This window comes from uncultured Flavobacterium sp., assembly GCF_963925185.1.
Classification (GTDB): domain Bacteria; phylum Bacteroidota; class Bacteroidia; order Flavobacteriales; family Flavobacteriaceae; genus Flavobacterium.
Window position 1 is genome coordinate 1 of sequence record NZ_CAWURC010000009.1, and the last position, 26,971, is coordinate 26,971.

A 26,971-nucleotide genomic window follows, 5' to 3' on the forward strand; every position below is an offset into this window, starting at 1 on the left:
CCTTTGTTCAGCAAGAAAATGCACCAAAGGAATAACGAGAAAAAATATATTGTTTAGTTTTTTTTTAAACCCTGTTCCACGAAATGGGCAGGGTTTTTTTGCCTTTATTTTTAATAAAAAACTAAAAATTAACAACCAAAAAACACAATAACTCAAATGCTAACCCTACAGAAAATAAACCAAAACACGCTGTTTAACAATTTGACTTTCTCTGAAAATGGACTGACTTTAACACATAAAAACAAATCCAAAAGAGAAATTTCATTTGACGATGTAGAACAGATTTATATTAAAAAACACAAACTCCATCCTGTATTAGAATGTATGGGTATTGCCTCCCCATTTGTTTTAGTCTATATGGCAATACAATACGTTCCCTTTGCCTTTGAAATTCTTATAGCCTTAATAACCATTCTTTCATTTTACAAGAGTATTTTTAATTTTAAATGGTATCGGTTATGTGTTCGCCTTAAAGACGGTACTACTTATAGAAAAAAAATACCCTTGCATTTAAAAACGGAGAGTATAACTATCTTAGATAAGATACGAACAAATTACTTATACTATAAATCCAGACCATTTGCAGCTGCATCATAGTATTACAGAGCGTTGAATAGAATATCATACAATCGTTAAATAAAAAATCATGATCAATAGCAATCACACAATCGTAAGAGCTAGAAAAAGAACTAGCCCTACTAAATATGACAGCTTGACAATGGTCGAAAAGGGGCTAATCCTAAAAGATGGAAAAAAACAACTCGCCGAAATTCCGTTTTCGGAAGTGAGCAAAATTTATATCAAAGTGTATAAATTAAAACCCATCTATAGTTCAATAGTTGTTGCTGTTTCAATGGTACTCGCTTTCCTGTGTATTGAATCCATAAAACTTAACATTGAAATGTTTATGGCTTTCTTACCCGTTATACCCGCTTATGTAAAAACAAATCGCTTCAAAACCTATGGCTTGGTCATAATGCTAGAAGACGGTAGCGTTTTTACTAAAAAAGTGCCTTTGAAATTGAAATATGACACTGTCGAACTCATAAATGAGGTCAAGAGAAAATGTTTATTCTGTAAAACCGAAGGATTGGCATCGGCATAAAGTCAATTATAACACTGTAAAATTATATTGAAATCACATCCTTTTAAAGGGCTTCCTTTTAAAATTACAACTACTTATGTATTGATTTGTAAATAAAACTATTGATTTAATTTGATATAAATCGAAACATCCATTTTATAAATAAAAAAGCATCCGAAGGAGTAAAATAGGTATTTGACTCTTTTATAAAATGAACATTTTATAACGTATACCTGGGGAATACCTTAGGAATACGTTTAATTTCTTTGAAATAAAATAGCACCTAAAAATGCAACTAGTCCAATTGTATTAAAATGGTTGGCTGTTGATTTCAAATAGTCAAGTTCTTTACTAACTATTTTATTGGAATTATTTTTTTCTGTTGTTGTTTGTCTTTTTACATTCTGTATTATCAAGTAATTTATATTTTCTTTACTTTGTTGTCGATCTACTTCTAATTTTTTTATGTATTCCTTGTAATTATGATTAGATAATTTCAATCTAATGTTTTCTGTTGTTAAGCTGTTGATTTTCCCTTCGCTTTCAATATATATATCTAATGTGCTTCCTAGCCATTCTGAGAGGCTTATATTTTTTTGTGAAGCCTTTTCGATATAAATTTTTTTTGATTTGCACTAACTTTTGCGCAAACTGAGTAAAAATTAGCAGAAGTAATTTGTCTAAATTGTTAAGGAATCCATTTTATATGGGTAAAATTATTGTTCCAAAATATGAAGATGAGCCAATGCTAATTATAGAAGGAATTCACGAAGGGTTAATAGATGAGCGATTATTTTTTAAGGTTCAAGAAATTCTTTCTGATAACAATAAAGTTAGAAAATTGCCAGTGTACAAATCATTGAGAAATGAATTACCATTACGAGGAATGTTATCTTGTTACTCTTGTGGTGAAAAATTAACAGGAAGCCGCTCTAAGAGCAGTAATGGGAATCATTATTTTTATTACCATTGTAATTATTGTGGTCAGGAAAGATATCCTGTTACTGATGTAAATGAAACATTTGAAAATATTTTAGATGATTTAACTTTTACTAAAGAGTCAAAAGAAATATATAATCTTATGGTCAAAGATTTACTCTCAGTGGATGCAAAAGACTCTGAAAGATTAAAAGTAAAATTCCAGACTTCTTTAAATGATGTTTTAGAACGTATTGAGAAATTGCAAGATTTGTATGTTGACGGCAAGATTGAACAAAATCAATATAACGAAACTATGTCAAGATATAATAATCAAAAAAGAGGCTTAAATGATAATTTGAATAACATCAAACTGCAAAATAGCGAGTATTTAGGGTGGTTGAAAAATGGAGTAGACGCATTGTCAAATCTAAGGACACACTACAATAAATCAATGATTAGGGAAAAACAGCAAATAATTAGTTCGATATTCCCCGAGAAATTTGAATTTGATGGAATAAAATGTCGAACTACCAGAATCAATGATGTTTTAAGGCTTATGTTGCAGATTGACAAGGGTTTGCAAAATAAAAAAAGTGGACAATTATCGAAAAAAATCGAGTTGTCCACTCTAGTGGAGTCGCCGGGAATCGAACCCGGGTCCAAACAAGCAACTAAAAAACTTTCTACACGCTTATTTTCTGATTGAATTTTCGTTGTTGTGTTTGACCAGAAACAGTCGCACAACACTTAGCTTCTTAATTTCGAAAACCAGCCGAAGCTTCTGGAATTCTAGGTTTAAATTTACGATTCACCTGTATCGACCGCTATAAACCAAAGCTTTCGAGGTAAATCCTGCTCTCCTATCTGATAGGAGCGAGGCTAATCTTACTATGATTCAGATTATGCAGCAAGAGCGTAGTTTCCTTCGCCGTGTATGTGTTTTGAAACCTTTTATTAACGAGAATTGTCCCAGTTCTCGACGTGCTTACTTCTCAATTCGACTTGCTGTCAAAACCAGTCGACCCCATTTTTGCTATTGAATTATCAAAAACTATTCCAAAATTGAATTTGCAAATATAATCCTTTTAATCCAAATTTGCTCTCGAAACTTCTATCCGAAAAGACTGAAAACTAAATCCTTATTTTATTCCTCATTTTCGTTTTTATCCAATTTAAAAGGATAATCTCCAAATAATGCCGATAGTTTTCGAACATTATAAGGATTTCTAGAAAACTTGTTAGACAATGAAATAATGGTAACATTCTCTTTTCTCAAAGTTACGTAGGATGATGTATTGCCATGCCACCAGCCATTGTGGTAATATATACTTTGTCCTGTTTTCCATTGTGTCATTCGAATGCCAAGGCCATAATTTTTCAAACCTTTGTGCTCGTTACTAAATCCTGTATATACTTGGTTTAGCAATTCTGGTTCCAAGAAGTTAGAAGAAGTTCGAGCCCTGTCTAATTTTAATAAATCGCGCGGTGTTGAATATACATTTTTGTCTCCATAAACGGCATCTAAAAAGTCCATTCCAATCTCAACTCGATTTCCTTTGTATGATGGCACAACTGTTTTTCTGTCTTTGTCATAATCCATAACAAAGGTATTTTTCATTCCAAGAGGATCGAAAATCATTTGCTTCATTGCTTCTTTGAATGTCAAGCCAGTTATTTTTTCGATTATTAAAGCCAAAATGACATAATTGGTATTGCAGTAAGCAAATCGGGTGTCCGTTTTAGATTCTAACCCAATGTCTTTTGTTGCCATTAGTGTTAAAATATCTCGGTTAGTTAGTATGTTGTGTCTGTCCCAAATATCTTTTTTATCCGTGAAATAGGAATAACTTCTCATTCCGCTCCTATGATTTAATAATGTTTTAATAGTAACTTCTGGATAGGGAAATTCTTTTAAAACCGTATTTACTTTTTGGTTTAAACTGATGTTTTTTGCGTTTATTAATTTCAAAACAGCAGTAGCAGTGATTACTTTACTAACGGATGCTAAATGTAATGGCGTATCGGAAGTAATTAAAGTTTTAGTTTTAAAATTGGTGTAGCCTTCATATCTTTCATAAATTATTTGGCCATTTTTTGCCACAAGAAAACTTCCATTTAAGCTATTGTTTCTCCAATTTTTATTGTAAAATACTTCAATTGCCCTTTTTTTTGAATTAACATATTCAGCAGTTAGTCTCGGTACTTCATTTGTCAAAGGTTTCATTTTGGGTAATGTATCCTCTAGAAGTTCTTCATGTTTAACTTCTATTTTTTTCTGTTTGTTGCAAGAACTCAGGACTAAGATTAGGAAGAGTAATTGTAGTATATTTGTCTTTTTTATAAATTTCATTTTCATATAAAAGCAAATATATAGAATCAAACCCTTTTGAGTCAACATTTTTTTGAAAACCTTAAATTTTATTTTGAATTCTACCTTTACATTTAGTTCATTCTATTTGAAATCAGGATTTAATGTTTTTATTCAAAAACATTTTTTGTAAAAGAAATTATGACTTATTAAATGTGTTATATTTGTAACAAAAAATACCTATAAAGTTAAATTAAAACAAATACTCACAAAATATGAAATTCGGAATCATAAAAGAAAGAAAAAATCCACCTGACAGAAGAGTAGTATTTTCACCTGATGAATTGGCTCGAATTCAACAACTTTATCAAGGAGTTACCGTACAAGTAGAAAGTTCTGATATTCGGATTTTTACTGATGATCAATATAGCAATATGGGAATTGTAGTTACAAATGACATCTCTGATTGTGATGTTTTTTTTGGTGTAAAAGAGATTCCTATAGAAAATTTAATTCCGAACAAATCCTATTTATTTTTTTCTCATACCATAAAAAAACAACCGTACAACAGAAAATTGCTGCAAGCCTTACTGGAAAAAAACATAGATTTTTATGATCATGAAACACTAGTTGACTCCCATAACTTTAGATTAATTGGTTTTGGAAAATATGCTGGCATTGTTGGCGCATATAATAGCATTCGCGCTTTTGGAATAAAATTCGGATTGTTCAAACTTCCAAAAGCAGAAACGCTTTCTGGAAAAGAGGCATTAATTGCCCATTTAAAACGCTTGGTTTTACCCCCTTTAAAATTCGTTATTACAGGAACAGGAAAAGTGGGAAGTGGTGTAAAGGAAGTTCTTGATGCTATAAAAATCACAGAAGTCTCTATTGAAAATTATTTGACTAAGAACTACACCCAACCCGTTTATACACAAATTGATGTGTTGGATTATAACAAACGGAAAGATGGAAAAATAGTCGATTGTAATGATTTTTTCCAAAATCCGAAAGAGTATGTATCCGATTTTGAACGATTTACCAAAGTTTCTGATATATACCTAACGGGACATTTTCATGCCAATGAAGCCCCAAAAATCCTCACATGCGAAATGCTTCAAGCTAAGGATTGTAAAATAAAAGTGGTTGCTGATATTTCTTGTGATGTTAATGGACCAATTGCTTGCACCTTGCGGTCATCGACAATTGCCGAACCCATTTATGGTTATTTGCCAAGTGAAAACAAAGAGGTCGATATCTTTCATCCTGCTGCAATCGTGGTTATGGCAGTTGATAATTTGCCTTGCGAATTACCAAAAGATGCCAGCGAAGGTTTTGGCGAAATGTTTATGGAACATGTGATTCCCGCCTTTTTTAATGGAGATAAAGACGGTATTTTACAAAGAGCCAAAATAACCGAAAAAGAACAACTTACTCCGAGGTTTAGATATTTACAAGATTATGTTGATGGAAAATAAATATATCAACCATTTTAAATATAAATTAAGGGCTTCCAATTCAGGAAGCTCTTTTTTATGTCTTAATTTGAAAAAAGTGATTATATTTGAAAATAAATGGGAACGCCGCAATGTTTGGTTCAAGTGGCAGCAAGAACCTTTAGCGGATGGATATGTCATTTATTTTGGCAAATCGCCTGAAAAAATGTACGGTTCGATTATGGTATACGGAAAAAACGAATATTACTTCAATGGATTGGATAAATCAGAAGCTTATTTTTTCCAAATTGAAGCCTTTAACAATAACGGAATTGGTCCACGAACCGAAATAAAAAAATCAGAATAAAACGAATTTAGACTACAATGAAAAAATCACATTTTTTAACAACCTTGTTTTTTACCGGATTTACACTTTTTGCTCAAACAAACGACGAGCAAACTATAAAGGAAATCTACAAATCCTCGTTGACTAATTCTAAATGCTATTCTTGGTTGGATTACCTTTCCAATTCCATTGGAGCGCGATTATCAGGTTCTGCCAACGCCGAAAAAGCGGTTCAATATACAAAAACACAACTAGAAACCTTGGGTTTTGACCGTGTGTATCTTCAGGAAATGATGGTGCCAAAATGGGTTCGTGGAGAAAAAGAGACAGCCTATATTTTAGACAATAAAACCAAAATAAACATTCCTGTTTGTGCATTAGGAAGTTCTATTGCCACACCAAAAGGCGGAATTACAGCCGAAGTAATAGAAGTAAACGGCATCAAAGAATTAGAGTCTTTGGGCGATAAAATAAAAGGTAAAATTGTGTTTTTTAATCGTCCGATGGAACAAGAAAATATCGAAACATTCAAATCCTACGGAAGTTGTGTCGATCAAAGATTTGCCGGAGCAAAAGAAGCTTCGAAGTATGGTGCCGTTGCTACAATTGTACGTTCGATGAATTTAAGATTAGACGATTTCCCACATACAGGCAATCAAAGTTATGGCGATATTCCAAAATCGCAATATATTCCAGCTGCTGCAATTAGTACAAATGCGGCAGAATTGTTAAGTAAATCCTTGAAAAAAAATTCCCATTTACAGTTTTACTTAAAACAATCTTGCCAGCAATTAGAAGACGTTTTGTCTTATAATGTAATTGGCGAAATATTGGGAAGTGAGCATCCCGAAAACATTATGATTGTGGGAGGACATTTAGATTCTTGGGATCTTGCCGATGGTTCTCACGATGACGGTGCCGGAATCGTGCAAAGTATGGAAGTGGTAAATATCTTCAAAAACATTGGTTACAAGCCAAAAAACACCCTTCGTGTTGTGCTTTTTATGAATGAAGAAAATGGTGGAAGAGGCGGTAAGAAATACGAAGAACTGGCTCAGGCCAAAAATGAAAATCACATTTTTGCTTTGGAAAGTGATTCAGGAGGGTTTTCACCAAGAGGTTTTTCTTTCGAAAGTGATGATGCTAATTTTAATAAAATATTGGATTGGAAAAACCTATTTGAACCCTACTTAATTCATAGTTTTACAAAGGGACACAGCGGATCTGATATTGAGCCTTTAACTTCAAAAATAATTGTGAAAGCAGGTTTACGTCCTGATTCGCAACGTTATTTCGACTATCATCACGCTGCAAATGACAAATTTGACGCTATTAACAAAAGAGAGTTGGAACTAGGAGCCGCTACTATGGCTGCAATGATGTATTTGATAGATCAAAACGGGATTATTCAATAATTTAAATTAAAAGGATGTGATGCTGTAAAACACTATTTATTTCATTAAATAATTTTGCCCTGTCTGTAGCTATTTTTGTTTTATTAACTTTGAGTTCGTCAATCTCATTTTATTAAATTTTTCCCCTATATTATCTTTATTAATATATAAAATAGACTATAGAAGAGAGTAGTAGTTTTTTCTGTTTGCCAAAGCCAATACAGTTAAATTAATGAAATATTACTTAAATTCGCGCTAAAAGTATTGTTGTTTAGGTATTTTATTTTTATAAGTAGCTATTTAACAATACTTTAATAATTTAATTTGTTAGTTATTATGATATTGTAAACGATTAGTTTTGAGCATAAAAAATCCCCAACTATTTTTATAATTGAGGATTAATAATATATTTTTAAAGCTAAAAGATTTTTAAATTTCTAGCTTTTAGTAAAAATCAGTATTTTTAAATGGCTTTCACTATAGCTACAAAATCTTCTGCTTTTAAAGCAGCTCCACCAATAAGACCACCGTCAACATCTGCTTTAGAGAAAATTTCTTTTGCATTGTCTGGTTTCACGCTTCCTCCGTAAAGAATTGAAACATCTTCTGCAATGTCGCTTCCGAAGGATTTACGAACCGTTTCTCTGATGAATTCATGCATTTCCTGAGCTTGTTCCGGACTAGCAGTTTCTCCTGTTCCTATTGCCCAAACTGGCTCATAAGCTAAAACTATGTTTTCCCATTCCTTTGCCTCGATATGAAATAAACCATCACGCAATTGATTTTCGACAATGTTAAAATGATTCTTAGATTGACGGTCTTTCAACTCTTCACCAAAACAAAAGATAACAGTCATGTCATGTTTCAAAGCGGTATCCACTTTGTTTGCAATTAATGCATCAGATTCATGAAAAATCGCTCTTCGTTCTGAATGTCCAAGTATCACGGTATTTACGCCAACACTTTTTAACATATCTGCCGAAATTTCGCCGGTATAAGCGCCACTTTCTGCCTGATGCATATTTTGTGCAGCAACATTAATATTGGTAAATTCTAAATGATCTACTGCCGAAGCTAAGTTAACAAAAGTTGGCGCCACAATAACTTGAGCGGCAATATCAGTTGGGATTAGTGCTATTAATTCGTTCAATAAATCTTCGGTTTGCTCCGCGTTTTTATGCATTTTCCAGTTTCCTGCTACAATCTTCTTTCTCATTTTAGTTGTGTTTGTAATTTGATTTTTCTATTTTTAATTTCTATTTTTTTTCAATGTATGAAACCGTTGGAAATGGAGTTTTTTCTAATTTTTAACTTCTAACTCTTTAATGATGGCATTAATCTTTTCAAAGTCGGTTTCAATGGCTCTGTAAAGCACTATTTTTCCAGCTTTGTTAATAATGATATATCTTGGGATCCAGTCTAAATCGATAGCTTTCCCAAAAATACCTTTCATTTGGTCATTTGCCATAAATTGCTCACCATTGAGTTGGTGTTTTTCAATTCCAATTTTCCAATTTTCAATTGTTTTATCCATCGAAATAAAGACATAAGCAACGTTTGGATTATTAGCTTGGAGTTCTTTTATTCTTGGCATTGCTTTGACGCAATCGCCACACCAAGAAGCCCAAACTTCGATAACGAGGGTTTTTCCTTTATATTTTTTTAGAATATCCTGAAAGGCAATTTGACTTCCATCTGAAGCCAATAATGTTTGAGATAAAGCTTCTTTCGAAAATGATTTTTTTTGTGCTTGGGAACAAGAAAAGCTCGCAAAAACAATAAGCAAGGCAAGTATTTTTTTCATTTATTTTAATTTTGGCAAAGTTACATTTTAAAACTAAAAACCCAAATTTAGAGCTCGATAATCACTGTTCAATACAGATTTTAAAGAAAACTAAATACTCTTTTTATAGCTTTAATTTATCAATATCGTTATAGTGTACTTTTTGTGTTATCGTTCCTTTTTGAAGAATTACGAAACTTGGATTGGCTCTTTCAATGGTTTTTAACGCTGTTCCGTCACAAAAATAAAAGTCAAAATGAAGTCTAAATTGTTTTTGAAATTTTGCAATTTCTTCTGGATTTGAAGCTGTCATTCCAATTACTTTGTATCCATTTACTAAGGCTTTCTGATTTAGTTTTTCCAATTGAGACATTCCTTTTTCATTGGCTTTCGCCAAATCATAAGCTACAATCATCAGTAATTTTGGCTCTTGAAGGAATTCTTCTTTATAATCTGAACCGTCTTTTTCCATTGCAAAGTCGTGAATTGGCGGTACATAACCTTCTGTAATTACCTTGTCTTTTCGATCTACAAACTGGGCTCCTTCAGGAATAGCCATTAAATCTTTTTCTGTGAATTCCTTGTCGACTCCATTTACTTTATAAATAAATACCATTTCAACAACACTTTTGGGTGCGTCTTCAGGAATTTCCATTCCTTTTAAAATGTTGTTTCCCACTTTATAAGGCCTAAAATCGATTATTGGCAAATGATTAATAACCCAATATCCCATAAAAGCACACAAAGCCATGCCGGAAAAAGCTAGGATATTTTGTATCGTATTTGAAAACAACGGTTTTATTAATTTTTGGTTAAAAAATAAAACAAGAATCAAGAACAATAAAATTATGTCTTTCGAAAAAGATTGCCAAGGAGTTAAATGCAAGGCGTCACCAAAGCATCCACAGTCTTTTACCACGTCAAAATAAGCCGAGTAAAAGGTTAAAAAAGTAAACATGACTATCAAAAGCAACAAACTCCAAATCGTATATTTTGACTTGTAACCAAGGAGCAACATTACGCCCAAAACCACTTCTAAAATCACTAAGAACAGGGCTGTTGCCAATGAATAGGGCACAAAAAACGGTATATTAAATACAGGTTCACTGAAATATTCTTCTAGTTTATAGGAGAAACCCAAAGGATCATTTAGTTTAATCAATCCAGAAATAATGAATAAAATCCCAACGAATAGTCTGGAAAATTGGGTGATGAAGTTTTTCATAGCTTTTTTTATGTTTTTTAGGAACTAAATTGGAACAATTTTATCAAAATTCAAAACTTTGATAAAGCTTCTGAAAGCTGAAAATTAAATTAAAATTTCTTCATTAATATCAATGCAAAAACAGCATAATTAATCATATCCTGATAATTAGCGTCGATGCCTTCAGAAACCAAAGTTTTACCTTTATTGTCTTCAATTTGTTTTACACGAAGCAACTTCTGAAGAATCAAATCTGTCAAAGAACTTACTCGCATTTCGCGCCAAGCTTCGCCATAGTCATGGTTTTTGTTTTCCATTAATTCTTTGGTTAGGTAGATTTTCGCATCGTAAAATTCAGTTGCTTCTTTCACATTCAAATCTGGCTGGTCAGCAACGCCAAGCTCTAACTGGATTAAGGCCATAACGGAATAGTTGATTATTCCTATAAACTCTCCAGTTTCATCTTCGTCTACTTTACGAACTTCGTTTTCTTGTAAACTTCTTATTCTTTGTGCTTTTATAAAGATTTGATCTGTCAATGATGGCAATCTCAAGATGCGCCAAGCACTGCCGTAATCTTTCATTTTATTGACGAATAGCGCGCGGCAAATTGCGACCACCTTATCATATTCTTGTGAAGTTATGTTCATTTAATGCTGTATATTTGTGACAAAAATAAGAATAATTATTTAATTTTTAGTTCCGATTTTTTTGAGAGACTATTAACGACATTTGATTTGAAAATGACAATACACTGCAAAGGGCAACTTATCGATTTATCTACTCCCAAAGTTATGGGAATTTTGAACTTTACTCCAAATTCTTTTTATGATGGAGGTAAGTTTATTGGAGAAAATGAAATTTTGCTTCAAGTTAAAAAAATGTTGGATGAAGGGGCGACTTTTATAGATATTGGTGCTTATTCTAGTAAACCAAACGCCGAATTTGTTTCGGAAGAGGAAGAGTTAAGTCGAATTGTTCCCATTGTAAATTTGATTTTACAACGTTTTCCAGAAACCATAATTTCTATCGACACTTTTCGAAGTGAAGTTGCCAAAGTTTGTATCGAAAGCGGGGTGGCAATTATAAACGATATTTCGGCAGGCAATCTTGACGATAAAATGCTGGAAACCATTGCCAAATATAATGTTCCCTATATAATGATGCACATGCGAGGAACTCCGCAAACAATGCAATCGATGACGGATTATGAAAATATAGTTAAAGAAATGCTTTTCTATTTTTCGGATAGAGTTGCCAAAGCCAGAAGTTGTGGTATCAATGATTTGATTGTTGATCCAGGTTTTGGCTTTGCCAAAACATTAGAACAAAATTATGAAGTTTTACAAAATATTGGATTGTTAGAAATGTTAAAATTGCCCATCCTGGTTGGGTTTTCTAGAAAATCTATGATTTATAAGACGTTAAATTTGAATTCAGAAGAAGCTTTAAACGGAACCACTGTTTTAAACACCATAGCTTTGACCAATGGAGCTAAAATACTTCGTGTTCACGATGTAAAAGAAGCGATGGAATGTGTCACCTTATTTAATAAAACAATCAATTCAAATGAAATTTTTTAGTTTAATTTTTCTTTCCTTCTATTTTAATGTGGAAATAAGAAAGCTATTTTATTACTAAAATCTAATTTGACAGTTGTTTCTAATGTATTAGATCATTCGCCTATTTATATTTTTTTTAGGATTAATGGAAGAGACACTTGGCTGAAGTTAATAAGAAAAATGAGATTAATTCGACTCATTGTATTTTAATATTTACAAGCGATTGCTATTACGCTTAGTGATTCCAGAATTGATGAAATTGCAAAAAAAAAACGAAATTAAGTTGCCCATAAAAGTGAATCATCCCAAAATTATTATTCGTATGCGGATAGTATTGGCAAGAATATGGCTTTTTTACCTTTCACTAAAGTGGTTTATAAAATGGAAAAACCAATGTCTAGTTTTGTTGTGTTTTTTTGTCGACAATAACCCTAGTAATCGCGCAGAGTTAAGATATTTTTTAAACAATTTTCCAAAAGAATACCTTAAAATGATAAGATTCTGTTTTGATGAAAACATGAGTTATGGGACATACATTCAATATGAAATTTTCATTCAAAGTTTAAAAATTGAACATAAAGAAGAATTTATTTATTAAAAAGCGGAAATCCCTAATCGTAATTCGTAAATTATTGATGATGATACGGTTCATTTTTCAAAATCGTAAATCCACGATACAATTGTTCGATAAAAAACAAACGCACCATTTGGTGAGAAAAAGTCATTAGAGAAAGAGAAATTTTGCCGTTTGCTTTGTTGTAAACATTTTCAGAAATACCATAAGGACCGCCAATTACAAAAACTAAAGTTTTAACACCCGAATTCATTTTCTTTTGCAATTCCTCTGAAAAAGCCACGCTCGAAAAGGTTTTTCCGTTTTCGTCCAATAAAATAAGTTGGTCTGTTGGCGATATTTTAGCCAAAATCAATTCGCCTTCTTTTTCTTTTTGCTGACTTTCGGACAAGTTTTTTACGTTCTTGATATCGGGAATTATCTCTAGATCGAACTTGATGTAAAATGACAAACGTTTTTGATATTCGTCAATTAAGGATTGAAGATTTTTATTGTCGGTTTTACCGATAGCGATGAGTTTTATGTTCATTTAAAGAGGATTAACTATCCAGAAAAGTATCTGATTTTTTTTCTGGAATAATTTTATAAGTAACAATATTCCTGCAACACCATTAAAAGTCATACCAATAATTAGGAATAAACTTGACCAATCCTCAGGTTCGTGGGTAATTTTGAAATACGCTCCAATAACTGTTAGCACAGCGCCAATCAGGAATAAAACCAGGATTTGTGTGTTTTTCATAAAATGTATATTTTACAATTTCAAATATAAAAAAATTAGTTTTTTGTTTTTTGTATGGATTGTGTTTTAACATAATTTACGTTTCTCTCCTTCAAATAGTTCAAAATATACTCGTAACAAGTCGTGTGTTTTCCGATTAATTCTGGAGGAAAAATTCCTTTTTCGGCGAACAAGCCTTCTAGAAACATCGAAGCAACAGCAGTTGCAGTATATCCTGTAGTTCTTGCCATCGAAGAAGTTTGTGTTTTTGAACAATATTCATCGTATAAATTATAGACTATTTCTTCCGTTTCTCCTTTTTTATTTTCTCCTTTTAGGGTGACGCGCATAATGGTTAGTTCTTCTTCGGTTTCGCCCAATTTCCATTCTCCAAAAAGGATTTTGCTAGTAAAATCAAGTGGTGAAACTTCTGACCCATTTATCATTATTTTGTTTTCACTGAAGAATCCGCTGTCTTTCAAAACCCTAACGTATTCAACATGGCCAGGGTATCGGAGTGTTTTTTCCTTCATATTTTTGATGTGTGGCATCGTGAAAAGTATGGATCGTAATCCATCGGAATTGAAAGATTCTAAAGTTCCTACTTTGTCAAAATTCACGAATTCACAGTCGGTCAACGCTTCGCGAATGATGATGTTTCCGTTTTCGACATATCGCGCAGGACGGGTATATTCTTCGATTACGTCAATTGGTGAAAAGGGAGCTTTATAATTGAAAGGCCATTTTTTAACCTTTGGTAAACCACCTACCAAGGTTTCGAAATCTGTCAGTTTTAGTATCTCATTGTAATGTCCCAAGATGATATTGTGCAGTCCGGGTGCAACACCACAATCTACTATGGCGGTTACTCCTTTTGCCTTTGCTAATGTGTCTAATTCGAGGGCGTTTTCAGGGAAGAAGGAAATATCTACTACGTTTTTTCCAGCTTCGATTACGGTTTTTATTGTTTGGAAACCAAGAAATCCAGGAACGGCACACACAACAAAATCAAAATTAGTAAGTGTGTCCAGAAGATTAGTTTTGTCACAAACATCGATCTGCAATATGTTGATGTTTGAATATTTTTCTTTGATGTGGTTCAATCGATCAATGCTTAAATCTGCGATGGTAACACAGTGTTTATTTGATAAATCTCCCGCCATCGCGCTACCCACCATTCCGGCTCCTAAAACAATTATATTGGTCATATTTTTTTTAATTTTATGGGTTTACGAATATCTCTCAACAGTTTTGTGATATTGTGATATTTAATGTGCCTAAAGTATTGATTTATTATAGAATTGCCAAAGGAAATGTAATTTTAGTTCTTGAATAGATTTTAATTTGTATATCCAATTTTTATAACATCAAAAGTAATTTTTTATAAATAAATTCAATAAAAAATCCATTCTGCTTTCACAAAACGGATTGTTTAATTGTTAAAATAACGGTAAATTTTGATCGTTTCTTTACGCGTTCGAAATTTCATTAAATATGAATCACCTCGCCATAAGCTTCGGCAACGGCTTCCATAACTGCCTCACTCATAGTTGGGTGAGGGTGAATTGATTTTAGGATTTCGTGTCCTGTGGTTTCTAGTTTTCTGGCTACAACAGCTTCGGCAATCATATCTGTAACTCCTGCACCAATCATATGGCAACCCAACCATTCACCATATTTAGCATCGAAAATTACTTTTACGAAACCATCTGGAGTTCCAGCAGCTTTTGCTTTTCCTGAGGCAGAGAATGGGAATTTTCCTATTTTTAATTCGTATCCTTTTTCTATGGCTTGTTTTTCTGTTAAACCTACAGAAGCAATTTCAGGAGTGGCATAGGTACAACCCGGAATATTACCATAATCTACTGGGTCCGCGTGCAATCCTGCGATTTTTTCAACACAAGTAATTCCTTCGGCAGAAGCTACGTGAGCTAATGCTGGTCCCGGAACTACATCGCCAATGGCATAATAACCAGGAATGTTAGTTTGGTAAAAATCGTTTACCAGAATTTTATCTCTGTCAGTGGCGATTCCCACTTCTTCTAATCCAATGTTTTCGATGTTGGTTTTAATTCCAACAGCCGAAAGTAAAATGTCGGCTTCCAGAATTATTTCTCCTTTTGCCGTTTTCACAAATGCTTTAACGCCCGAACCCGAAATATCAATTTTTTCTACTGAAGAGTTGGTCATAATTTTAACGCCCGATTTTTTCATAGAGCGTTCCATTTGTTTCGAAATATCTTCGTCTTCCAGTGGCACTATGTTTGGCAAGAATTCAACTATGGTTACTTCAGTTCCCATTGAATTATAAAAATGCGCAAATTCAACTCCTATGGCCCCGGAACCTACTACAATCATTGATTTTGGTTGGGTTGACATTGTCATCGCTTGTCGGTATCCAATTACTTTTACGCCATCTTGCGGCAAGTTTGGTAATTCGCGTGAACGTGCACCAGTTGCGATAATGATGTGGTCTGCAGTATATTCGGTTACTTTTCCATCAGCAGCGGTAACATCGATTTTCTTACCTGGTTTCAGTTTTCCAAAACCATCAATCACGTCTATTTTATTTTTTTTCATCAGGAATTGAACTCCTTTGCTCATATCTCCAGCCACGTTTCTGCTGCGGTTTACAACAGCCGAAAAGTCTTTGTCAAATTTTGAAATAGTCAACCCATAATCGGAAGCGTGTTTTAAGTAATCAAAAACCTGCGCCGATTTTAGTAATGCTTTTGTTGGGATACAACCCCAGTTCAAGCAAACTCCACCTAAGTTTTCTTTTTCGATTATGGCAACTTTAAAGCCTAATTGTGATGCTCTAATGGCAGTTACATAACCGCCTGGGCCACTTCCTAAAACTATAATATCGTATTTCATTTTTTTTGTATTTATTTTAATTTGGTAAAAATGCAGTCGCAAAAGCTCTTGTCATATTTGTATAATTTCTTAATTAATTTCTTCCTGAAATGTATTTAAATTTTGGTAGTCAGGAACCCACTTTTTCGTATTATCGGAAGAAAAATATTTTTTTATGTTGGTCTCAGCTGGTAAAATTAAGGGATTTATTTGATTAAAGAAAAAGTTTACCGTTTAAAGTTTTAAACTGGTATTGTTTGAAAACCGTACTGCTAATCTTCTGTAATAAACTGTGAGTCATACAGGTTTTTGTAATAACCTCCAGTTTTTCCCAATAATTCTTGATGGGTCCCTTGCTCGACAATCAAACCTTTGTCCATAACAACAATTTTGTCAGCATTTATTATGGTTGCCAGACGATGCGCAATCACAATTGAAGTTCTTCCTTTGGTGATTGTTTCAGTAGCTTTTTGAATTAGTTCTTCGGAATACGTATCGATAGATGAAGTCGCTTCATCAAGAATCAAAATACTTGGATTACTAACATAGGCACGAAGAAAAGCAATCAATTGGCGTTGTCCAGAAGAAAGCATTACACCACGCTCTTTAACATCGAAATCATAATTATCGGGTAAACTCATGATGAATTTATGAACACCAATCTTTTTGGCAGCAGCCAAAACCTGCTCGCGAGATATTTCGGGATTGTTTAGGGTAATATTGTTAAATATGGTATCTGCAAAAAGGAAAACGTCCTGTAAAACTACAGCAATTTGTTTGCGCAGAGTACTTAGGGTGTAGTTTTCTATGTTTTGATCATCAATAAAAATTGTGCCGCTATTGATTTCGTAAAAACGATTCAGTAAGTTAATAATCGTTGATTTTCCTGCCCCTGTCGAGCCTACAATGGCGATTGTTTTTCCGGCAGAAACTGATAAATCAATTCCTTTAATTACATATTCTTCGGCAATATATCCAAAATGAACGTCCTTGAATTCGATGTTTCCGCTGAAAACAGGAGCTTTGATTGTACCTTTATCTTGAATTTGATCTTTGGTATCCAGAATATCAAAAACCCTGTTAGCGGCAATCATTCCTAGTTGCATTTCGTTGAATTTATCTGCGATTTGGCGTAACGGATTAAAAAGCATTCCTATGAACATTGTATAAGCGGTCATTTGTCCTAAGGTCGTAAACGGATTTCCGTTTATAATTTGAAGTCCACCATACAACACGATAAATCCTAGGGTTAATGAAGAAATAATATCGGCAATAGGGAAGAAGATGGAGTTGTATAAAATTGTTTTTATCCAAGCCGTTTTATGCTTGTTATTGATGTTTTTAAATTTTTCGAATTCAACATCTTCGCGATTGAAGAGCTGAACAATTTTCATTCCAGTAACTCTTTCTTGAACAAAGGAATTCATATTAGCAATTTGAGCTCTTACTTCTTCAAAAGCTACTTGCATTTTTCTTTGAAAAATTCGGGTAATATAGAGCAGTATTGGCATAGCAAGTACTACAATTAAAGAGAGATGCCAGTTCATCCAGAACATAATAATTAGACAAATGGCCATTTTCATCAAATCACTGGCAATCATAAACAAACCTTGGCTAAAAATCCGTGCAATTTGTTCGATATCCGAAACGGAACGGGTCACTAATTGACCAACAGGAGCATTGTCAAAATATTTCATTCGGAAACTCAGCATATGTTCGAAGAGCTTGGTTCTAATGTCCTTCACGATGTCTTGTCCGAGCCAGTTTGCCCAATAAACAAAGAAAAACTGGAATATTACTTCTAATAATAAAGTGACTCCCATTAAGGTTATATACATCAACAAACCATAATCGTCTTTGGGTTTAATATAAGTATCGACGGTTCCTTGTAAAATTAGAGGACGAATCGCCGCAAAAACAGACAAACAAATCGCGAAAATAATCACGCCATTAAATCGCCATTGGTAGGGTTTAATGTATTTTAATAGTCGTTTAAAAACTTTGGTATCGAATGCTTTTGCTTTCATAATTTTGTCATTGCGAGCTTGTGGAGCAATTCGCCGTTATAAATAATTGTAATCAATTTTTGTCAAATATAATCCATGTGCTGGAACTGAAAAACCTGCATTATCACGATTTTTACTTAAAATTATTTCGTTGAAATCCTCTAAGGTGATTTTGTGTAATCCCACGTTTATTAGTGTTCCCACAATGGCACGAACCATATTTCGAAGAAAACGATTTGCCGAAATTGTAAAAATAAGTTTTTCTTTTTCTTGTTTGTCTGTGCCTAGTTTTGCCATACCTCGAGTCCACTGCGCTTCAAAAATAGTGCAATCGAAAGTGTTTACATCGGTATTTACTTTTGAAAAACATTGAAAATCGGTATGTTTGAATAATATTTTTGAGGCTTCATTCATCAAATCGAGGTCTAATTCTTGATTAAAACACCAACTTCCTTCTTGCAAAAAGGGATCTTTGAAGGTATTGATGTGATATTCATAGGTTCTTTTTGAGGCGTCAAAACGAGCGTGGGCTTCATCTGGAACAGGGATAATCTCATAAACCACAATATCTTTTGGTAAATAGGAGTTGAGTTTGTGGACTAAACTTTGTGTATCGAAAGCAGTTTCAAAATCGAAATGCGCAAACATTTCCTTTGCGTGAACTCCAGTATCAGTTCTACCTGCTCCCATAAGATTAATCTCTGAATTTAGCACAACCGAAAACGCCTTGTTCAGTGTTTCCTGCACAGAAGTGGCATTGGGTTGGTATTGCCATCCGTGATAATTAGTTCCGTTGTATGCCAGTTTTATAAAATACCTCAAGTGATTTCTTTTGAAGCTGCAAAGATACTTAATTAATGCAATTTTTTTTTGCTGCGAATTTCACTAATTTTCATTAATTTTTTATTTGGAAACGAAAAGGTTAATTTTGCTACAAAATCATAGCCCTGATAGTAGTAAAAATCCTTCTTCTCTATTTTTTAATAGAGAAGAAGATTGTAACGAATAGCAGGAAATGGCTCCAAATTAAACAATTTTGAAAAAAATTCTTCTTCTTTCCGATACGCACAGTCATATTGACGACACGATTCTAAAATATGTTTTGGAGGCTGATGAAGTATGGCATGCTGGCGATATTGGGGATTTAATTGTTACGGACAGGATTAAAAAAGTCAAGCCTTTGCGTGGTGTTTACGGAAACATTGATAACGACAAAGCTAGAATGGAATTTCCGTTGCACTATAGATTTATGTGTGAAGGAGTTGCTGTTTGGATTACCCACATAGGAGGTTATCCAGGCAAATACAACCCAAATATTAAGGCCGAGATGGCTTCAAATCCTCCAAAATTGTTTATTTGTGGACACTCTCACATTCTAAAAGTGATGTTTGACAAGAAGTACAATCTCCTGTATATGAATCCTGGTGCTGCTGGAAAAAGTGGTTTTCATCAAGTTAAGACAATGTTGCGTTTCGTGATTGATGGTGACAAGATTAAAGACTTGGAAATTATCGAAATCGGAAAGAAATAAAAAAAACCGAACTTTTACATTCGGTTTTCCTTCGCACTAATAAACTAAGATTATAGGATTACCTCAATCTATCCACAGATTTTACAAGATCTTCGTCCTTTTTGATGGCTTTATTAGCTAAGGCTAATAATACGATAGCAACAATAGGTAGAAACATCCCAATACCTTTCTCAGAAACGGCTAGTGTTTCTCCAGATACATTTAGTGAACGATATACAAACAAGCCTAATAAAATTAAATTTAAAATTATATTCAATCTGCCAATAACAAATTGTGTTTGTCTTTTTTTAAAGGAAATAACGCCCAACAAAGATAGTGTTGTACTTAAACCAAAAGCGACAACATAGATTTGGTTTTGCATAAATAGATAAGCTGTACCATCGGTCATTGTCCATAGCGGAACAAGAAACGGTAAAACTCCAGTTGTTACGAAGGCAAGAAGTAAATATATGGTTTGAATTCTTTGTAGCATTTTCTTAATTTCTTCTACAAAAATATATTTTCTTTTTAATAAAAACTATTGTAGATTAAAATTTATTCGTATTATTGCATAACAAATCCGTAAGTACTTCATTCTTCGGTCAATTCAAAAATAAAAATTCACTACACACTTTTTAAAGTATTCCCACAATAAATTAAACTCATAGAACATTTATGTTTGACCTTTCTGCATTAAAAGAAATGAAGCTTTCTGAGCTTCAAGAAATAGCTAAAGCAGCTAAAATAATAAAATTTAACGGTGTAAAAAAAGAGGCATTAATTAGCCAAATTTTAGACAGTCAGTCAGCAAGCACTGATTCTGCTCCTGAAAAAAACGCAGTTGAAAATAAAGCCGAAGATGATAAGCCAAAAAGAGCCAGAATTCTAGCTCCCAAAAAAGTTGCTATTCAAAAAAACGCAACTACTTCTCTTTTTGCCGATGAAGAAATTCCAGTTGAGACAAGTGCTCCAGAGGTAGAAAATCAGATTCCAACCGAAATAGCAGCTGAGAAGAAAGTCGGTAAAGTTATTAAATTCAACAAATCGGCTTACGAAAAAAAGGTTGCACTACAAAAAGAAAAAGTAGAAGTAAAAGAATCAGCTGGAGAAAACGAATCTGATTCTGATGCTGAAAATGCTGAAACTTCTGAGAGCGCTGAAGTTGGTGTTCCTTCCAAAAAAATAAATCCCAACCAACTAAACAAACAAAATCAAAACCAAAATCCGAATCAAAACGGAAATGGAAACAGCAACGGAAACGTAAATCCAAATTTCAAAAGCAAGAAAAACAATTTTAGGGATTCTGATTTTGAATTCGATGGAATCATAGAAAGTGAAGGTGTTCTTGAAATGATGCCTGACGGTTATGGTTTCCTTCGTTCTTCGGATTATAATTATTTAGCTTCGCCAGATGATATTTATTTATCGACTTCGCAAATTAGATTATTCGGACTTAAAACCGGAGATACAGTTAAAGGAGTAGTTCGTCCTCCAAAAGAAGGCGAGAAATTCTTCCCATTAGTTCGCGTTTTAAAAATCAATGGACACGATCCGCAAGTAGTTCGTGATAGAGTTTCATTCGAGCATTTGACACCAGTTTTTCCATCCGAAAAATTCAAATTAGCCGAAAGGCAAAGCACCATTTCAACCCGAATTATCGATTTGTTTTCACCAATAGGAAAAGGGCAACGTGGCATGATTGTGGCCCAACCAAAAACAGGAAAAACAATGTTGCTCAAAGACATTGCAAATGCCATTGCCGCCAATCATCCCGAAGTTTATTTAATCGTTTTATTAATAGATGAACGACCAGAAGAAGTTACCGATATGCAACGAAGTGTTCGTGGCGAAGTAATTGCTTCGACTTTTGATAGAGAACCACAAGAACATGTAAAAATTGCCAATATTGTTCTCGAAAAAGCAAAACGTTTGGTCGAATGTGGTCACGATGTTGTGATTTTATTAGATTCAATTACTCGTTTGGCAAGAGCTTATAACACAGTACAACCCGCATCTGGAAAAGTTTTAAGTGGTGGTGTTGATGCAAATGCATTACAAAAACCAAAAAGATTTTTTGGAGCCGCCCGAAATGTAGAAAATGGTGGCTCATTGAGTATCATTGCAACTGCATTGACAGAAACTGGTTCGAAAATGGATGAAGTTATCTTTGAAGAATTTAAAGGAACAGGAAATATGGAATTGCAATTGGATAGAAAAATTGCAAACAAACGAATTTTTCCTGCTATTGATTTGACCTCTTCCAGCACACGTCGTGACGACTTGTTATTAGACGCAAAAACATTGCAAAGAATGTGGATTATGCGAAAATACTTGTCAGACATGAATCCTGTGGAAGCAATGGATTTTATCAATGATCGTTTCAAGAAAACTAAAAATAACGAAGAATTTTTGATCTCTATGAATGATTAAATTTCCTTTTTAAACATAAAAAAAGTCCCTAATGGGACTTTTTTTATGTTTGATCAGAATTGATTTACTTTCTTCTAAACGGTATTTTTTGACCATCACTCAAAAACATGTTTAAGCCACTTTTGTCTACATTAAATTCGAATTTGAGTCCAGCTAATTCAGACTCAAAAGTATCATCAGCAATAAGTTTTACCGTAAATATTGGGTAATCTGTTATTTCAACATTAATAATTCCTCGTTTTTTTGAAAAAACAATTTCTATTGGAGCATTTCTATTGAAAAAAGTACCAAGATACGCATCCAAATTTGCGTCTTTCTCAATGATTCCTGTTGCTGAAGTCCAGCTATTGTTAACATCGTTGCTATCTGGAAGTACGTGGTCTGGGTCAAGGATGATACTTTCAATTTCTTCTGTAGAATCATGTTTAAAAGCCCATTCCTTATTTCGTTGCCAAATTTCCACTGGTAATTTAACACGAGAAATTTTTCCGCTTTTTGTTTTTATGTCTAGAATTACTGGCATCGCCATTTTTTCGAAGTTTTCGATTGTAATATAAACACCTAATTTAGGGTTATTATCTACATATTTTATTGAATTTACACCTTGATCTAACTGCCAATTATTTACAAACCAAGCTCTCCAAAACCAACTTAAATCCTCGCCTGAAACATTTTCGATTGTTCTGAAAAAATCATCTGGCGCAGGATGTTTGTATGCCCAACGTTCGACATAAGTTCTAAAAGCTAAATCGAAACGCTCTGGCCCTAAAATCTGTTCACGTAACATTACTAATCCAGCACTAGGTTTTGAGTAACATAAAGTACCAATATTAACTTCTTTCATATTATCAGGAGAACTCATCATGGTTTCCAGAGTTGGATCGGTATATTTTTTTGTGTCCTCATGCAGGTCTGCGGGCTTATCTTTGTATTCTCCATTGTTAAAATCAACGGAACTCAGCGTATTAATAAAAGTATTGAATCCTTCATCCATCCATCCATATAAACGCTCGTTAGAGCCCACAACCATTGGAAACCAATTGTGTCCAAACTCGTGATCAGTTACTCCCCACAAACCTTCTGATTTTGATTCCCATCCACAAAAAACAATTCCTGGATATTCCATTCCTCCTTCATTTCCAGCAACATTTGTTGCGGCTGGATAAGAATACTCGAACCATCTTTTTGAATAATTTTCAATTGATGTTTTGGTGTATTCCGTTGAACGAGACCAAGCATCAATTCCGTCACTTTCTACTGGATAAGCAGAAAATGCCATCGCTTTTTTCCCACTTGGCAAATTAATTCTCGCAGCATCCCAAATAAATGCAGCAGAAGAAGCCCAAGACACATCACGAGCATTTTTTATTTTATAGCGCCATGTTTTTGTTGATTTTGCAGCTATATTAGCCGTAGCAGTGACTTCTTCAGCAGAACGAATTATAATAGTTTTATCACTTTGCGAAGCTTTTACGAAACGTTTTTGCTGTTCAACGTTAAGCACTTCTGATGAATTTACTAATTCTCCAGAACAAACTACGATTTGATTTGAAGGTACAGTGATGTTTACATCAAAATCACCATATTCCAAGTAAAATTCAGAAGCACCTAAATATGGATTTGTATTCCAACCTTTTATGTCGTCATACACGCACATTCTTGGATACCACTGCGCAATGGTAAAAATTTTACCATTTTTTGTTTCCAAAATCCCCATTCGATCTGAACCTTCGTATGGGGATATAAAAGAATATTCAATTTTAATTTTGACGATTCCTCCTTTAGATTTTAAAATTTGAGGAATTAAAACTTGCATTCGTGTATCACTGATACTATATTTGGCATCGGTTTCCGTCGATTTCCCTTTACTGCTTGTAACTATTTTAACCGATTTGATTTTATTTCCACCGTCAAAAGTTTGCCCTTGCGCACCATTGCGACTTCCTTCTATTGGAATTAAGGCATTTCCACGGGAATCAGATTTGAATAAATTTTGATCTAAACTCATCCAAACAAAAGACATATTATCCGGGCTATTGTTCGTATAAGTGATAACTCCTGTTCCAGAAATTTCATTCTTTGCGTCATCTAATTTTGCCGTAAGGTGATAATCAGCTCTATTCTGCCAATATTCTGCTCCAGGCTGACCACTTGCAGAACGTGTATTTGTCCCATCTTTCGTATAAAAAAATGGGGCAAAAGCATCGTGATAATTATAATTTGAAATTTGTTTTTTTGCTGTAGAAGCTGGAATTTGTTGTGACCACGAGGTCGAAATTCCAAATATTAAAGTCAGTTGAAGTATAACTTTGAAACGGTTATTTCTCATTTTTTTAAATTTTATACAGCAAATAAATGAAAAATATACATAAGACTGAATATAAATTTAAAATTTTGACAAAAAAACATCAATTTTATAATTAGTCCCATTTTTGGTTGAAAATTAAATTTATGAAATATATTTACATCATCAAGTTTATTAAAAAGCAACAAGTAACCATTTTGACGACAACAATTTCGAATTCATATCTTACGGCTCAAATAAAGCACTTTGGCGCAGAATTGTTTTCATTAAAAGACAATAATAACACAGAATATATTTGGGAAGGAAATCCAGTTTTTTGGGGGAAAAATGCTCCTGTATTGTTTCCAATTGTGGGTACATTAAAAGACAATTTTTATCATTATAATGGGGTCGAATATCATTTGTTAAGACACGGTTTTGCTAGAGATATGCAATTTGAAAGGATAGAAAAATATGGAAATAGCGTCACTTTTTCTTTAATTGCTTCAGAAGAAACAAGGAAAGTGTATCCTTTTGATTTTGAATTTCAAATTATTTATACATTGGATGAAAGCAGTTTAAATATTGATTATAAAGTCATTAATAATAGCGAATCACAAATGCCATTTTCTATTGGTGCTCATCCAGCATTTGCCCTGCCAGGAAATTTTCGGAATTATTCACTTGAATTTGAAAAAGAAGAATCTTTGGAATATCATCTTTTGGAAAAAGATTTGATTTCGAATAAAAAAAAGAAACTCGCCGCCAATAATAAAATAGTTTCTTTGAATTATGAACTTTTTGAAAACGACGCTTTAATTTTTAAATCATTGCAATCTAATTCTTTGATTATTTTAGAAAATTTCAAACCAATAGTGAAAGTGAACTTTGAAGATTTTCCTAGTTTAGGAATTTGGACAAAAAATAATGCACCATTTCTTTGCATTGAGCCTTGGTTTGGATATTCGGACACGCAGGAAAGTTTGGGAAATATTTTTGAGAAAGAGGGTATTCAAATTTTAAATAAAAACGAAACCTTCGATTCTAAATTTAGTATTGAAATCCTTTAATTTATATCAAAATGTTAAACTTAAATTTCGCGCCATTTCCCAATCTTGAAACAGTGCGGTTGATATTAAGACGTATTGTAAAGGAGGATGTGAACGAAATTTTCGAACTTCGATCTAACGAGCAAACAATGAAATACATTCCGAGACCATTGTTGAAAACCACGGAAGATGCTCTTGAACATATTGCAATGATTGACAAAATAATAGAAAATAGCGAAGGAATAAATTGGGCAATTACTTTAAAAAACAGTCCAAAACTTATTGGAATGATTGGGCATTACAGGATAAAACCGGAGCATTTCCGAGCTGAAATTGGTTATATGTTGCTTCCAGAACATCACGGGAAAGGTATTATTACCGAAGCTATAAACGAAGTTGTGAGTTTTGGTTTCAAAGTGATGAAACTGCACTCTATCGAAGCTGTTGTTGATCCCGAAAATTTTGCTTCGGCTAAAGTTTTGCAAAAAAATGGTTTTGTCAAAGAGGCTCATCTAAAAGAAAATTCGTTTTTTGAGGGAAGATTTTTAGACACTGTAATTTATTCGATTTTGATTAATCGCTAATTTTTATTATTGTTTAATAATAGTAATTTAATGAAGCAACCCCAAATTCCTACATTCATTATCTCTATATTTGCCGCCGATACTAATTCTGTTTTTCAGAAAGTACTAAAAAATTTATTAAATGAAAAAAATATTTATTATAACTATTATTTTATTTTCAATTTTTTCTCAAGCCCAAACTTATATAAAAGGTAATGCGGTAACAGCTTTGCTACTTGTTCCAAATATTGGAATAGAAACTAGTATCGGAAAAAAAATCACTTTTCAAGCTGACGTTATGGCCTCTTTTTGGAAATCATTTAATGGACATCATCCAATGGAGTTTTATTCTTTAATTGCAGAAGTTCGCTATCATTTTAATGAAAAATACAATGGCTTTTATTTTGGAGGACATGCGGGAGCTGATCGATTTGTTCTTCAAAAATGGAACTATTGGGGTTCTAATAACTACGAAGATGGTTTTGGATACAAATTTGGAGGAACAATTGGATACGAGAAAAAACTAAATGATAGATTAATGCTAGATTTCTTTGTTGGAGGTGGTTGGCATCAAGGATATTATCATGGTTACTATAATGACGGAACTCCAGGCAGGTATGAAAAAGCCAAACATTGGAATATGAGTGGTGATTGGTTGCCATACAGAGGAGGAATTATGATTTCTTATCGAGTAAATTAAACTTTGAATTTAGGAATTGTTCTAACGTACAATTCTTCGACTTTTCTTCTTGCCCAATCTGTTTTTCTTAAAAAAGTTAAACTTGATTTTACACTTGGTTTGTCAGTAAAACATTTAATTTTTATCAATTCACCAAGAGTATCAAAACCGTAATAATCGACGAGTTGCTCAATTATTTTTTGGAGAGTGATTCCGTGTAATGGGTTTTTTGATTGCAATTTTTCCATTTAGCAAATTTAA

Annotated in this window: 26 protein-coding genes and 1 other RNA gene; 11 read left to right on the plus strand and 16 right to left on the minus strand. The window is 33.3% G+C overall.

All coding sequences use genetic code 11. The features are described from left to right. Nucleotides 1-156: 156 nt before the first annotated feature. The gene (locus tag AABM59_RS02970; protein ID WP_338407489.1) at nucleotides 157-597 is read left to right on the plus strand and encodes a hypothetical protein; all 441 of its coding nucleotides are present in this window, start codon (nucleotides 157-159) and stop codon (nucleotides 595-597) included. A 49-nt stretch (nucleotides 598-646) separates the two neighbouring features. Next, nucleotides 647-1,105, plus strand: coding sequence for a hypothetical protein (locus tag AABM59_RS02975; protein WP_338407490.1), 459 nt, complete (start codon nucleotides 647-649; stop codon nucleotides 1,103-1,105). Nucleotides 1,106-1,341: 236 nt separating this feature from the next. Here the strand turns inward: AABM59_RS02975 and AABM59_RS02980 are convergent, their stop codons facing one another. The 3 genes from AABM59_RS02980 to AABM59_RS02990 all read right to left on the minus strand — a co-directional run bounded on the left by AABM59_RS02980 (nucleotide 1,342) and on the right by AABM59_RS02990 (nucleotide 4,361). Continuing rightward, nucleotides 1,342-1,584 (minus strand): hypothetical protein, encoded by a 243-nt coding sequence (locus AABM59_RS02980; RefSeq protein ID WP_338407491.1) that lies wholly within the window; start codon nucleotides 1,582-1,584, stop codon nucleotides 1,342-1,344. A gap of 1,050 nt (nucleotides 1,585-2,634) precedes the next feature. Next, nucleotides 2,635-3,031: a transfer-messenger RNA gene (gene ssrA / locus AABM59_RS02985) on the minus strand. Between the two features lie 118 nt (nucleotides 3,032-3,149). Beyond that, nucleotides 3,150-4,361 carry a serine hydrolase domain-containing protein gene (locus tag AABM59_RS02990; protein WP_338407544.1) on the minus strand — a complete coding sequence of 404 codons (1,212 nt, stop codon included), beginning with the start codon at nucleotides 4,359-4,361 and terminating at the stop codon, nucleotides 3,150-3,152. Nucleotides 4,362-4,588: 227 nt separating this feature from the next. Here AABM59_RS02990 and AABM59_RS02995 point away from each other — a divergent pair, with 227 nt between their 5' ends. From AABM59_RS02995 to AABM59_RS03005, 3 genes are read left to right on the plus strand one after another with little or no spacing between them, the layout of a single operon-like run. Next, nucleotides 4,589-5,791 carry an NAD(P)-dependent oxidoreductase gene (locus AABM59_RS02995; protein ID WP_338407492.1) on the plus strand — a complete coding sequence of 401 codons (1,203 nt, stop codon included), beginning with the start codon at nucleotides 4,589-4,591 and terminating at the stop codon, nucleotides 5,789-5,791. After that, the gene (locus tag AABM59_RS03000) at nucleotides 5,781-6,116 is read left to right on the plus strand and encodes a fibronectin type III domain-containing protein (RefSeq protein ID WP_338407493.1); all 336 of its coding nucleotides are present in this window, start codon (nucleotides 5,781-5,783) and stop codon (nucleotides 6,114-6,116) included. Before AABM59_RS02995 ends, AABM59_RS03000 begins: the two co-directional genes overlap by 11 nt. Nucleotides 6,117-6,133: 17 nt before the next feature. Further along, complete coding sequence (locus tag AABM59_RS03005) at nucleotides 6,134-7,510, plus strand: M28 family peptidase (protein WP_338407494.1); 1,377 nt, start codon at nucleotides 6,134-6,136, stop codon at nucleotides 7,508-7,510. Nucleotides 7,511-7,952: 442 nt separating this feature from the next. Here the strand turns inward: AABM59_RS03005 and tpiA are convergent, their stop codons facing one another. The 4 genes from tpiA to AABM59_RS03025 form a co-directional block, all read right to left on the minus strand. Then, the gene (gene tpiA, locus AABM59_RS03010; RefSeq protein ID WP_338407495.1) at nucleotides 7,953-8,705 is read right to left on the minus strand and encodes a triose-phosphate isomerase; all 753 of its coding nucleotides are present in this window, start codon (nucleotides 8,703-8,705) and stop codon (nucleotides 7,953-7,955) included. Between the two features lie 84 nt (nucleotides 8,706-8,789). Beyond that, the gene (locus AABM59_RS03015) at nucleotides 8,790-9,293 is read right to left on the minus strand and encodes a TlpA disulfide reductase family protein (RefSeq protein ID WP_338407496.1); all 504 of its coding nucleotides are present in this window, start codon (nucleotides 9,291-9,293) and stop codon (nucleotides 8,790-8,792) included. A 103-nt stretch (nucleotides 9,294-9,396) separates the two neighbouring features. Then, complete coding sequence (locus AABM59_RS03020; protein WP_338407497.1) at nucleotides 9,397-10,497, minus strand: BT_3928 family protein; 1,101 nt, start codon at nucleotides 10,495-10,497, stop codon at nucleotides 9,397-9,399. 89 nt (nucleotides 10,498-10,586) lie between these two features. Beyond that, complete coding sequence (locus AABM59_RS03025) at nucleotides 10,587-11,126, minus strand: DUF1599 domain-containing protein (protein ID WP_338407498.1); 540 nt, start codon at nucleotides 11,124-11,126, stop codon at nucleotides 10,587-10,589. A 93-nt stretch (nucleotides 11,127-11,219) separates the two neighbouring features. Here AABM59_RS03025 and folP point away from each other — a divergent pair, with 93 nt between their 5' ends. Beyond that, nucleotides 11,220-12,059: a dihydropteroate synthase gene (gene folP / locus AABM59_RS03030; RefSeq protein ID WP_338407499.1), complete on the plus strand. Its 840-nt coding sequence runs from the start codon at nucleotides 11,220-11,222 to the stop codon at nucleotides 12,057-12,059. A gap of 608 nt (nucleotides 12,060-12,667) precedes the next feature. On the opposite strand, the gene rlmH is transcribed toward folP, so the two are convergent. The 6 genes from rlmH to truA form a co-directional block, all read right to left on the minus strand. After that, entirely contained in the window at nucleotides 12,668-13,141 is a 474-nt protein-coding gene (gene rlmH / locus AABM59_RS03035; protein WP_338407500.1) for a 23S rRNA (pseudouridine(1915)-N(3))-methyltransferase RlmH, read from the minus strand. Continuing rightward, the gene (locus tag AABM59_RS03040) at nucleotides 13,142-13,354 is read right to left on the minus strand and encodes a gliding motility protein GldL (RefSeq protein ID WP_338407501.1); all 213 of its coding nucleotides are present in this window, start codon (nucleotides 13,352-13,354) and stop codon (nucleotides 13,142-13,144) included. A 35-nt stretch (nucleotides 13,355-13,389) separates the two neighbouring features. After that, nucleotides 13,390-14,541, minus strand: a complete 1,152-nt coding sequence (locus AABM59_RS03045; RefSeq protein WP_338407502.1) for a saccharopine dehydrogenase C-terminal domain-containing protein — start codon at nucleotides 14,539-14,541, stop codon at nucleotides 13,390-13,392. Nucleotides 14,542-14,821: 280 nt separating this feature from the next. Next, entirely contained in the window at nucleotides 14,822-16,210 is a 1,389-nt protein-coding gene (lpdA, locus tag AABM59_RS03050) for a dihydrolipoyl dehydrogenase (RefSeq protein ID WP_338407503.1), read from the minus strand. 251 nt (nucleotides 16,211-16,461) lie between these two features. Further along, nucleotides 16,462-18,216: an ABC transporter ATP-binding protein gene (locus tag AABM59_RS03055; protein ID WP_338407504.1), complete on the minus strand. Its 1,755-nt coding sequence runs from the start codon at nucleotides 18,214-18,216 to the stop codon at nucleotides 16,462-16,464. 36 nt (nucleotides 18,217-18,252) lie between these two features. Continuing rightward, nucleotides 18,253-19,017: a tRNA pseudouridine(38-40) synthase TruA gene (gene truA / locus AABM59_RS03060; RefSeq protein ID WP_338407505.1), complete on the minus strand. Its 765-nt coding sequence runs from the start codon at nucleotides 19,015-19,017 to the stop codon at nucleotides 18,253-18,255. Between the two features lie 214 nt (nucleotides 19,018-19,231). On the opposite strand from truA, the gene AABM59_RS03065 reads away from it, so the two are divergent. Then, nucleotides 19,232-19,726, plus strand: coding sequence for a metallophosphoesterase family protein (locus tag AABM59_RS03065; RefSeq protein WP_338407506.1), 495 nt, complete (start codon nucleotides 19,232-19,234; stop codon nucleotides 19,724-19,726). Between the two features lie 58 nt (nucleotides 19,727-19,784). Here AABM59_RS03065 and AABM59_RS03070 read toward each other — a convergent pair whose 3' ends face one another. Continuing rightward, a complete protein-coding gene (locus AABM59_RS03070; RefSeq protein WP_338407507.1) occupies nucleotides 19,785-20,198 on the minus strand; it encodes a DUF4293 domain-containing protein in 414 nt (137 codons plus the stop codon). A gap of 182 nt (nucleotides 20,199-20,380) precedes the next feature. Here AABM59_RS03070 and rho point away from each other — a divergent pair, with 182 nt between their 5' ends. Continuing rightward, nucleotides 20,381-22,135, plus strand: a complete 1,755-nt coding sequence (rho, locus tag AABM59_RS03075) for a transcription termination factor Rho (protein ID WP_338407508.1) — start codon at nucleotides 20,381-20,383, stop codon at nucleotides 22,133-22,135. A gap of 64 nt (nucleotides 22,136-22,199) precedes the next feature. On the opposite strand, the gene AABM59_RS03080 is transcribed toward rho, so the two are convergent. After that, on the minus strand, nucleotides 22,200-24,464 hold the full coding sequence (locus AABM59_RS03080) for a M1 family metallopeptidase (protein WP_338407509.1): 2,265 nt from the start codon (nucleotides 24,462-24,464) through the stop codon (nucleotides 22,200-22,202). Nucleotides 24,465-24,586: 122 nt separating this feature from the next. Between AABM59_RS03080 and AABM59_RS03085 the strand changes: the two genes are divergently transcribed. The 3 genes from AABM59_RS03085 to AABM59_RS03095 all read left to right on the plus strand — a co-directional run bounded on the left by AABM59_RS03085 (nucleotide 24,587) and on the right by AABM59_RS03095 (nucleotide 26,731). Continuing rightward, on the plus strand, nucleotides 24,587-25,489 hold the full coding sequence (locus AABM59_RS03085; protein ID WP_338407510.1) for an aldose 1-epimerase family protein: 903 nt from the start codon (nucleotides 24,587-24,589) through the stop codon (nucleotides 25,487-25,489). Between the two features lie 11 nt (nucleotides 25,490-25,500). Next, the gene (locus tag AABM59_RS03090; protein WP_338407511.1) at nucleotides 25,501-26,052 is read left to right on the plus strand and encodes a GNAT family N-acetyltransferase; all 552 of its coding nucleotides are present in this window, start codon (nucleotides 25,501-25,503) and stop codon (nucleotides 26,050-26,052) included. A 121-nt stretch (nucleotides 26,053-26,173) separates the two neighbouring features. After that, complete coding sequence (locus AABM59_RS03095; RefSeq protein ID WP_338407512.1) at nucleotides 26,174-26,731, plus strand: DUF3575 domain-containing protein; 558 nt, start codon at nucleotides 26,174-26,176, stop codon at nucleotides 26,729-26,731. On the opposite strand, the gene AABM59_RS03100 is transcribed toward AABM59_RS03095, so the two are convergent. Next, nucleotides 26,728-26,958: a VF530 family protein gene (locus tag AABM59_RS03100; protein WP_338407513.1), complete on the minus strand. Its 231-nt coding sequence runs from the start codon at nucleotides 26,956-26,958 to the stop codon at nucleotides 26,728-26,730. The genes AABM59_RS03095 and AABM59_RS03100 overlap by 4 nt on opposite strands. Nucleotides 26,959-26,971 lie beyond the last annotated feature (13 nt).

What these genes read in the sequence shown, in the direction of transcription:
- AABM59_RS02970 (WP_338407489.1), top strand. Translation starts at nt 157, where the DNA reads ATGCTAACCCTACAGAAAATAAACCAAAACACGCTGTTTAACAATTTG.
- AABM59_RS02975 (WP_338407490.1), top strand. Translation starts at nt 647, where the DNA reads ATGATCAATAGCAATCACACAATCGTAAGAGCTAGAAAAAGAACTAGC.
- AABM59_RS02990 (WP_338407544.1), bottom strand. Translation starts at nt 4,361, where the DNA reads ATGAAAATGAAATTTATAAAAAAGACAAATATACTACAATTACTCTTC.
- AABM59_RS02995 (WP_338407492.1), top strand. Translation starts at nt 4,589, where the DNA reads ATGAAATTCGGAATCATAAAAGAAAGAAAAAATCCACCTGACAGAAGA.
- AABM59_RS03000 (WP_338407493.1), top strand. Translation starts at nt 5,781, where the DNA reads ATGGAAAATAAATATATCAACCATTTTAAATATAAATTAAGGGCTTCC.
- AABM59_RS03005 (WP_338407494.1), top strand. Translation starts at nt 6,134, where the DNA reads ATGAAAAAATCACATTTTTTAACAACCTTGTTTTTTACCGGATTTACA.
- tpiA (WP_338407495.1), bottom strand. Translation starts at nt 8,705, where the DNA reads ATGAGAAAGAAGATTGTAGCAGGAAACTGGAAAATGCATAAAAACGCG.
- AABM59_RS03015 (WP_338407496.1), bottom strand. Translation starts at nt 9,293, where the DNA reads ATGAAAAAAATACTTGCCTTGCTTATTGTTTTTGCGAGCTTTTCTTGT.
- AABM59_RS03020 (WP_338407497.1), bottom strand. Translation starts at nt 10,497, where the DNA reads ATGAAAAACTTCATCACCCAATTTTCCAGACTATTCGTTGGGATTTTA.
- AABM59_RS03025 (WP_338407498.1), bottom strand. Translation starts at nt 11,126, where the DNA reads ATGAACATAACTTCACAAGAATATGATAAGGTGGTCGCAATTTGCCGC.
- folP (WP_338407499.1), top strand. Translation starts at nt 11,220, where the DNA reads ATGACAATACACTGCAAAGGGCAACTTATCGATTTATCTACTCCCAAA.
- rlmH (WP_338407500.1), bottom strand. Translation starts at nt 13,141, where the DNA reads ATGAACATAAAACTCATCGCTATCGGTAAAACCGACAATAAAAATCTT.
- AABM59_RS03040 (WP_338407501.1), bottom strand. Translation starts at nt 13,354, where the DNA reads ATGAAAAACACACAAATCCTGGTTTTATTCCTGATTGGCGCTGTGCTA.
- AABM59_RS03045 (WP_338407502.1), bottom strand. Translation starts at nt 14,541, where the DNA reads ATGACCAATATAATTGTTTTAGGAGCCGGAATGGTGGGTAGCGCGATG.
- lpdA (WP_338407503.1), bottom strand. Translation starts at nt 16,210, where the DNA reads ATGAAATACGATATTATAGTTTTAGGAAGTGGCCCAGGCGGTTATGTA.
- AABM59_RS03055 (WP_338407504.1), bottom strand. Translation starts at nt 18,216, where the DNA reads ATGAAAGCAAAAGCATTCGATACCAAAGTTTTTAAACGACTATTAAAA.
- AABM59_RS03070 (WP_338407507.1), bottom strand. Translation starts at nt 20,198, where the DNA reads ATGCTACAAAGAATTCAAACCATATATTTACTTCTTGCCTTCGTAACA.
- rho (WP_338407508.1), top strand. Translation starts at nt 20,381, where the DNA reads ATGTTTGACCTTTCTGCATTAAAAGAAATGAAGCTTTCTGAGCTTCAA.
- AABM59_RS03080 (WP_338407509.1), bottom strand. Translation starts at nt 24,464, where the DNA reads ATGAGAAATAACCGTTTCAAAGTTATACTTCAACTGACTTTAATATTT.
- AABM59_RS03085 (WP_338407510.1), top strand. Translation starts at nt 24,587, where the DNA reads ATGAAATATATTTACATCATCAAGTTTATTAAAAAGCAACAAGTAACC.
- AABM59_RS03090 (WP_338407511.1), top strand. Translation starts at nt 25,501, where the DNA reads ATGTTAAACTTAAATTTCGCGCCATTTCCCAATCTTGAAACAGTGCGG.
- AABM59_RS03095 (WP_338407512.1), top strand. Translation starts at nt 26,174, where the DNA reads ATGAAAAAAATATTTATTATAACTATTATTTTATTTTCAATTTTTTCT.
- AABM59_RS03100 (WP_338407513.1), bottom strand. Translation starts at nt 26,958, where the DNA reads ATGGAAAAATTGCAATCAAAAAACCCATTACACGGAATCACTCTCCAA.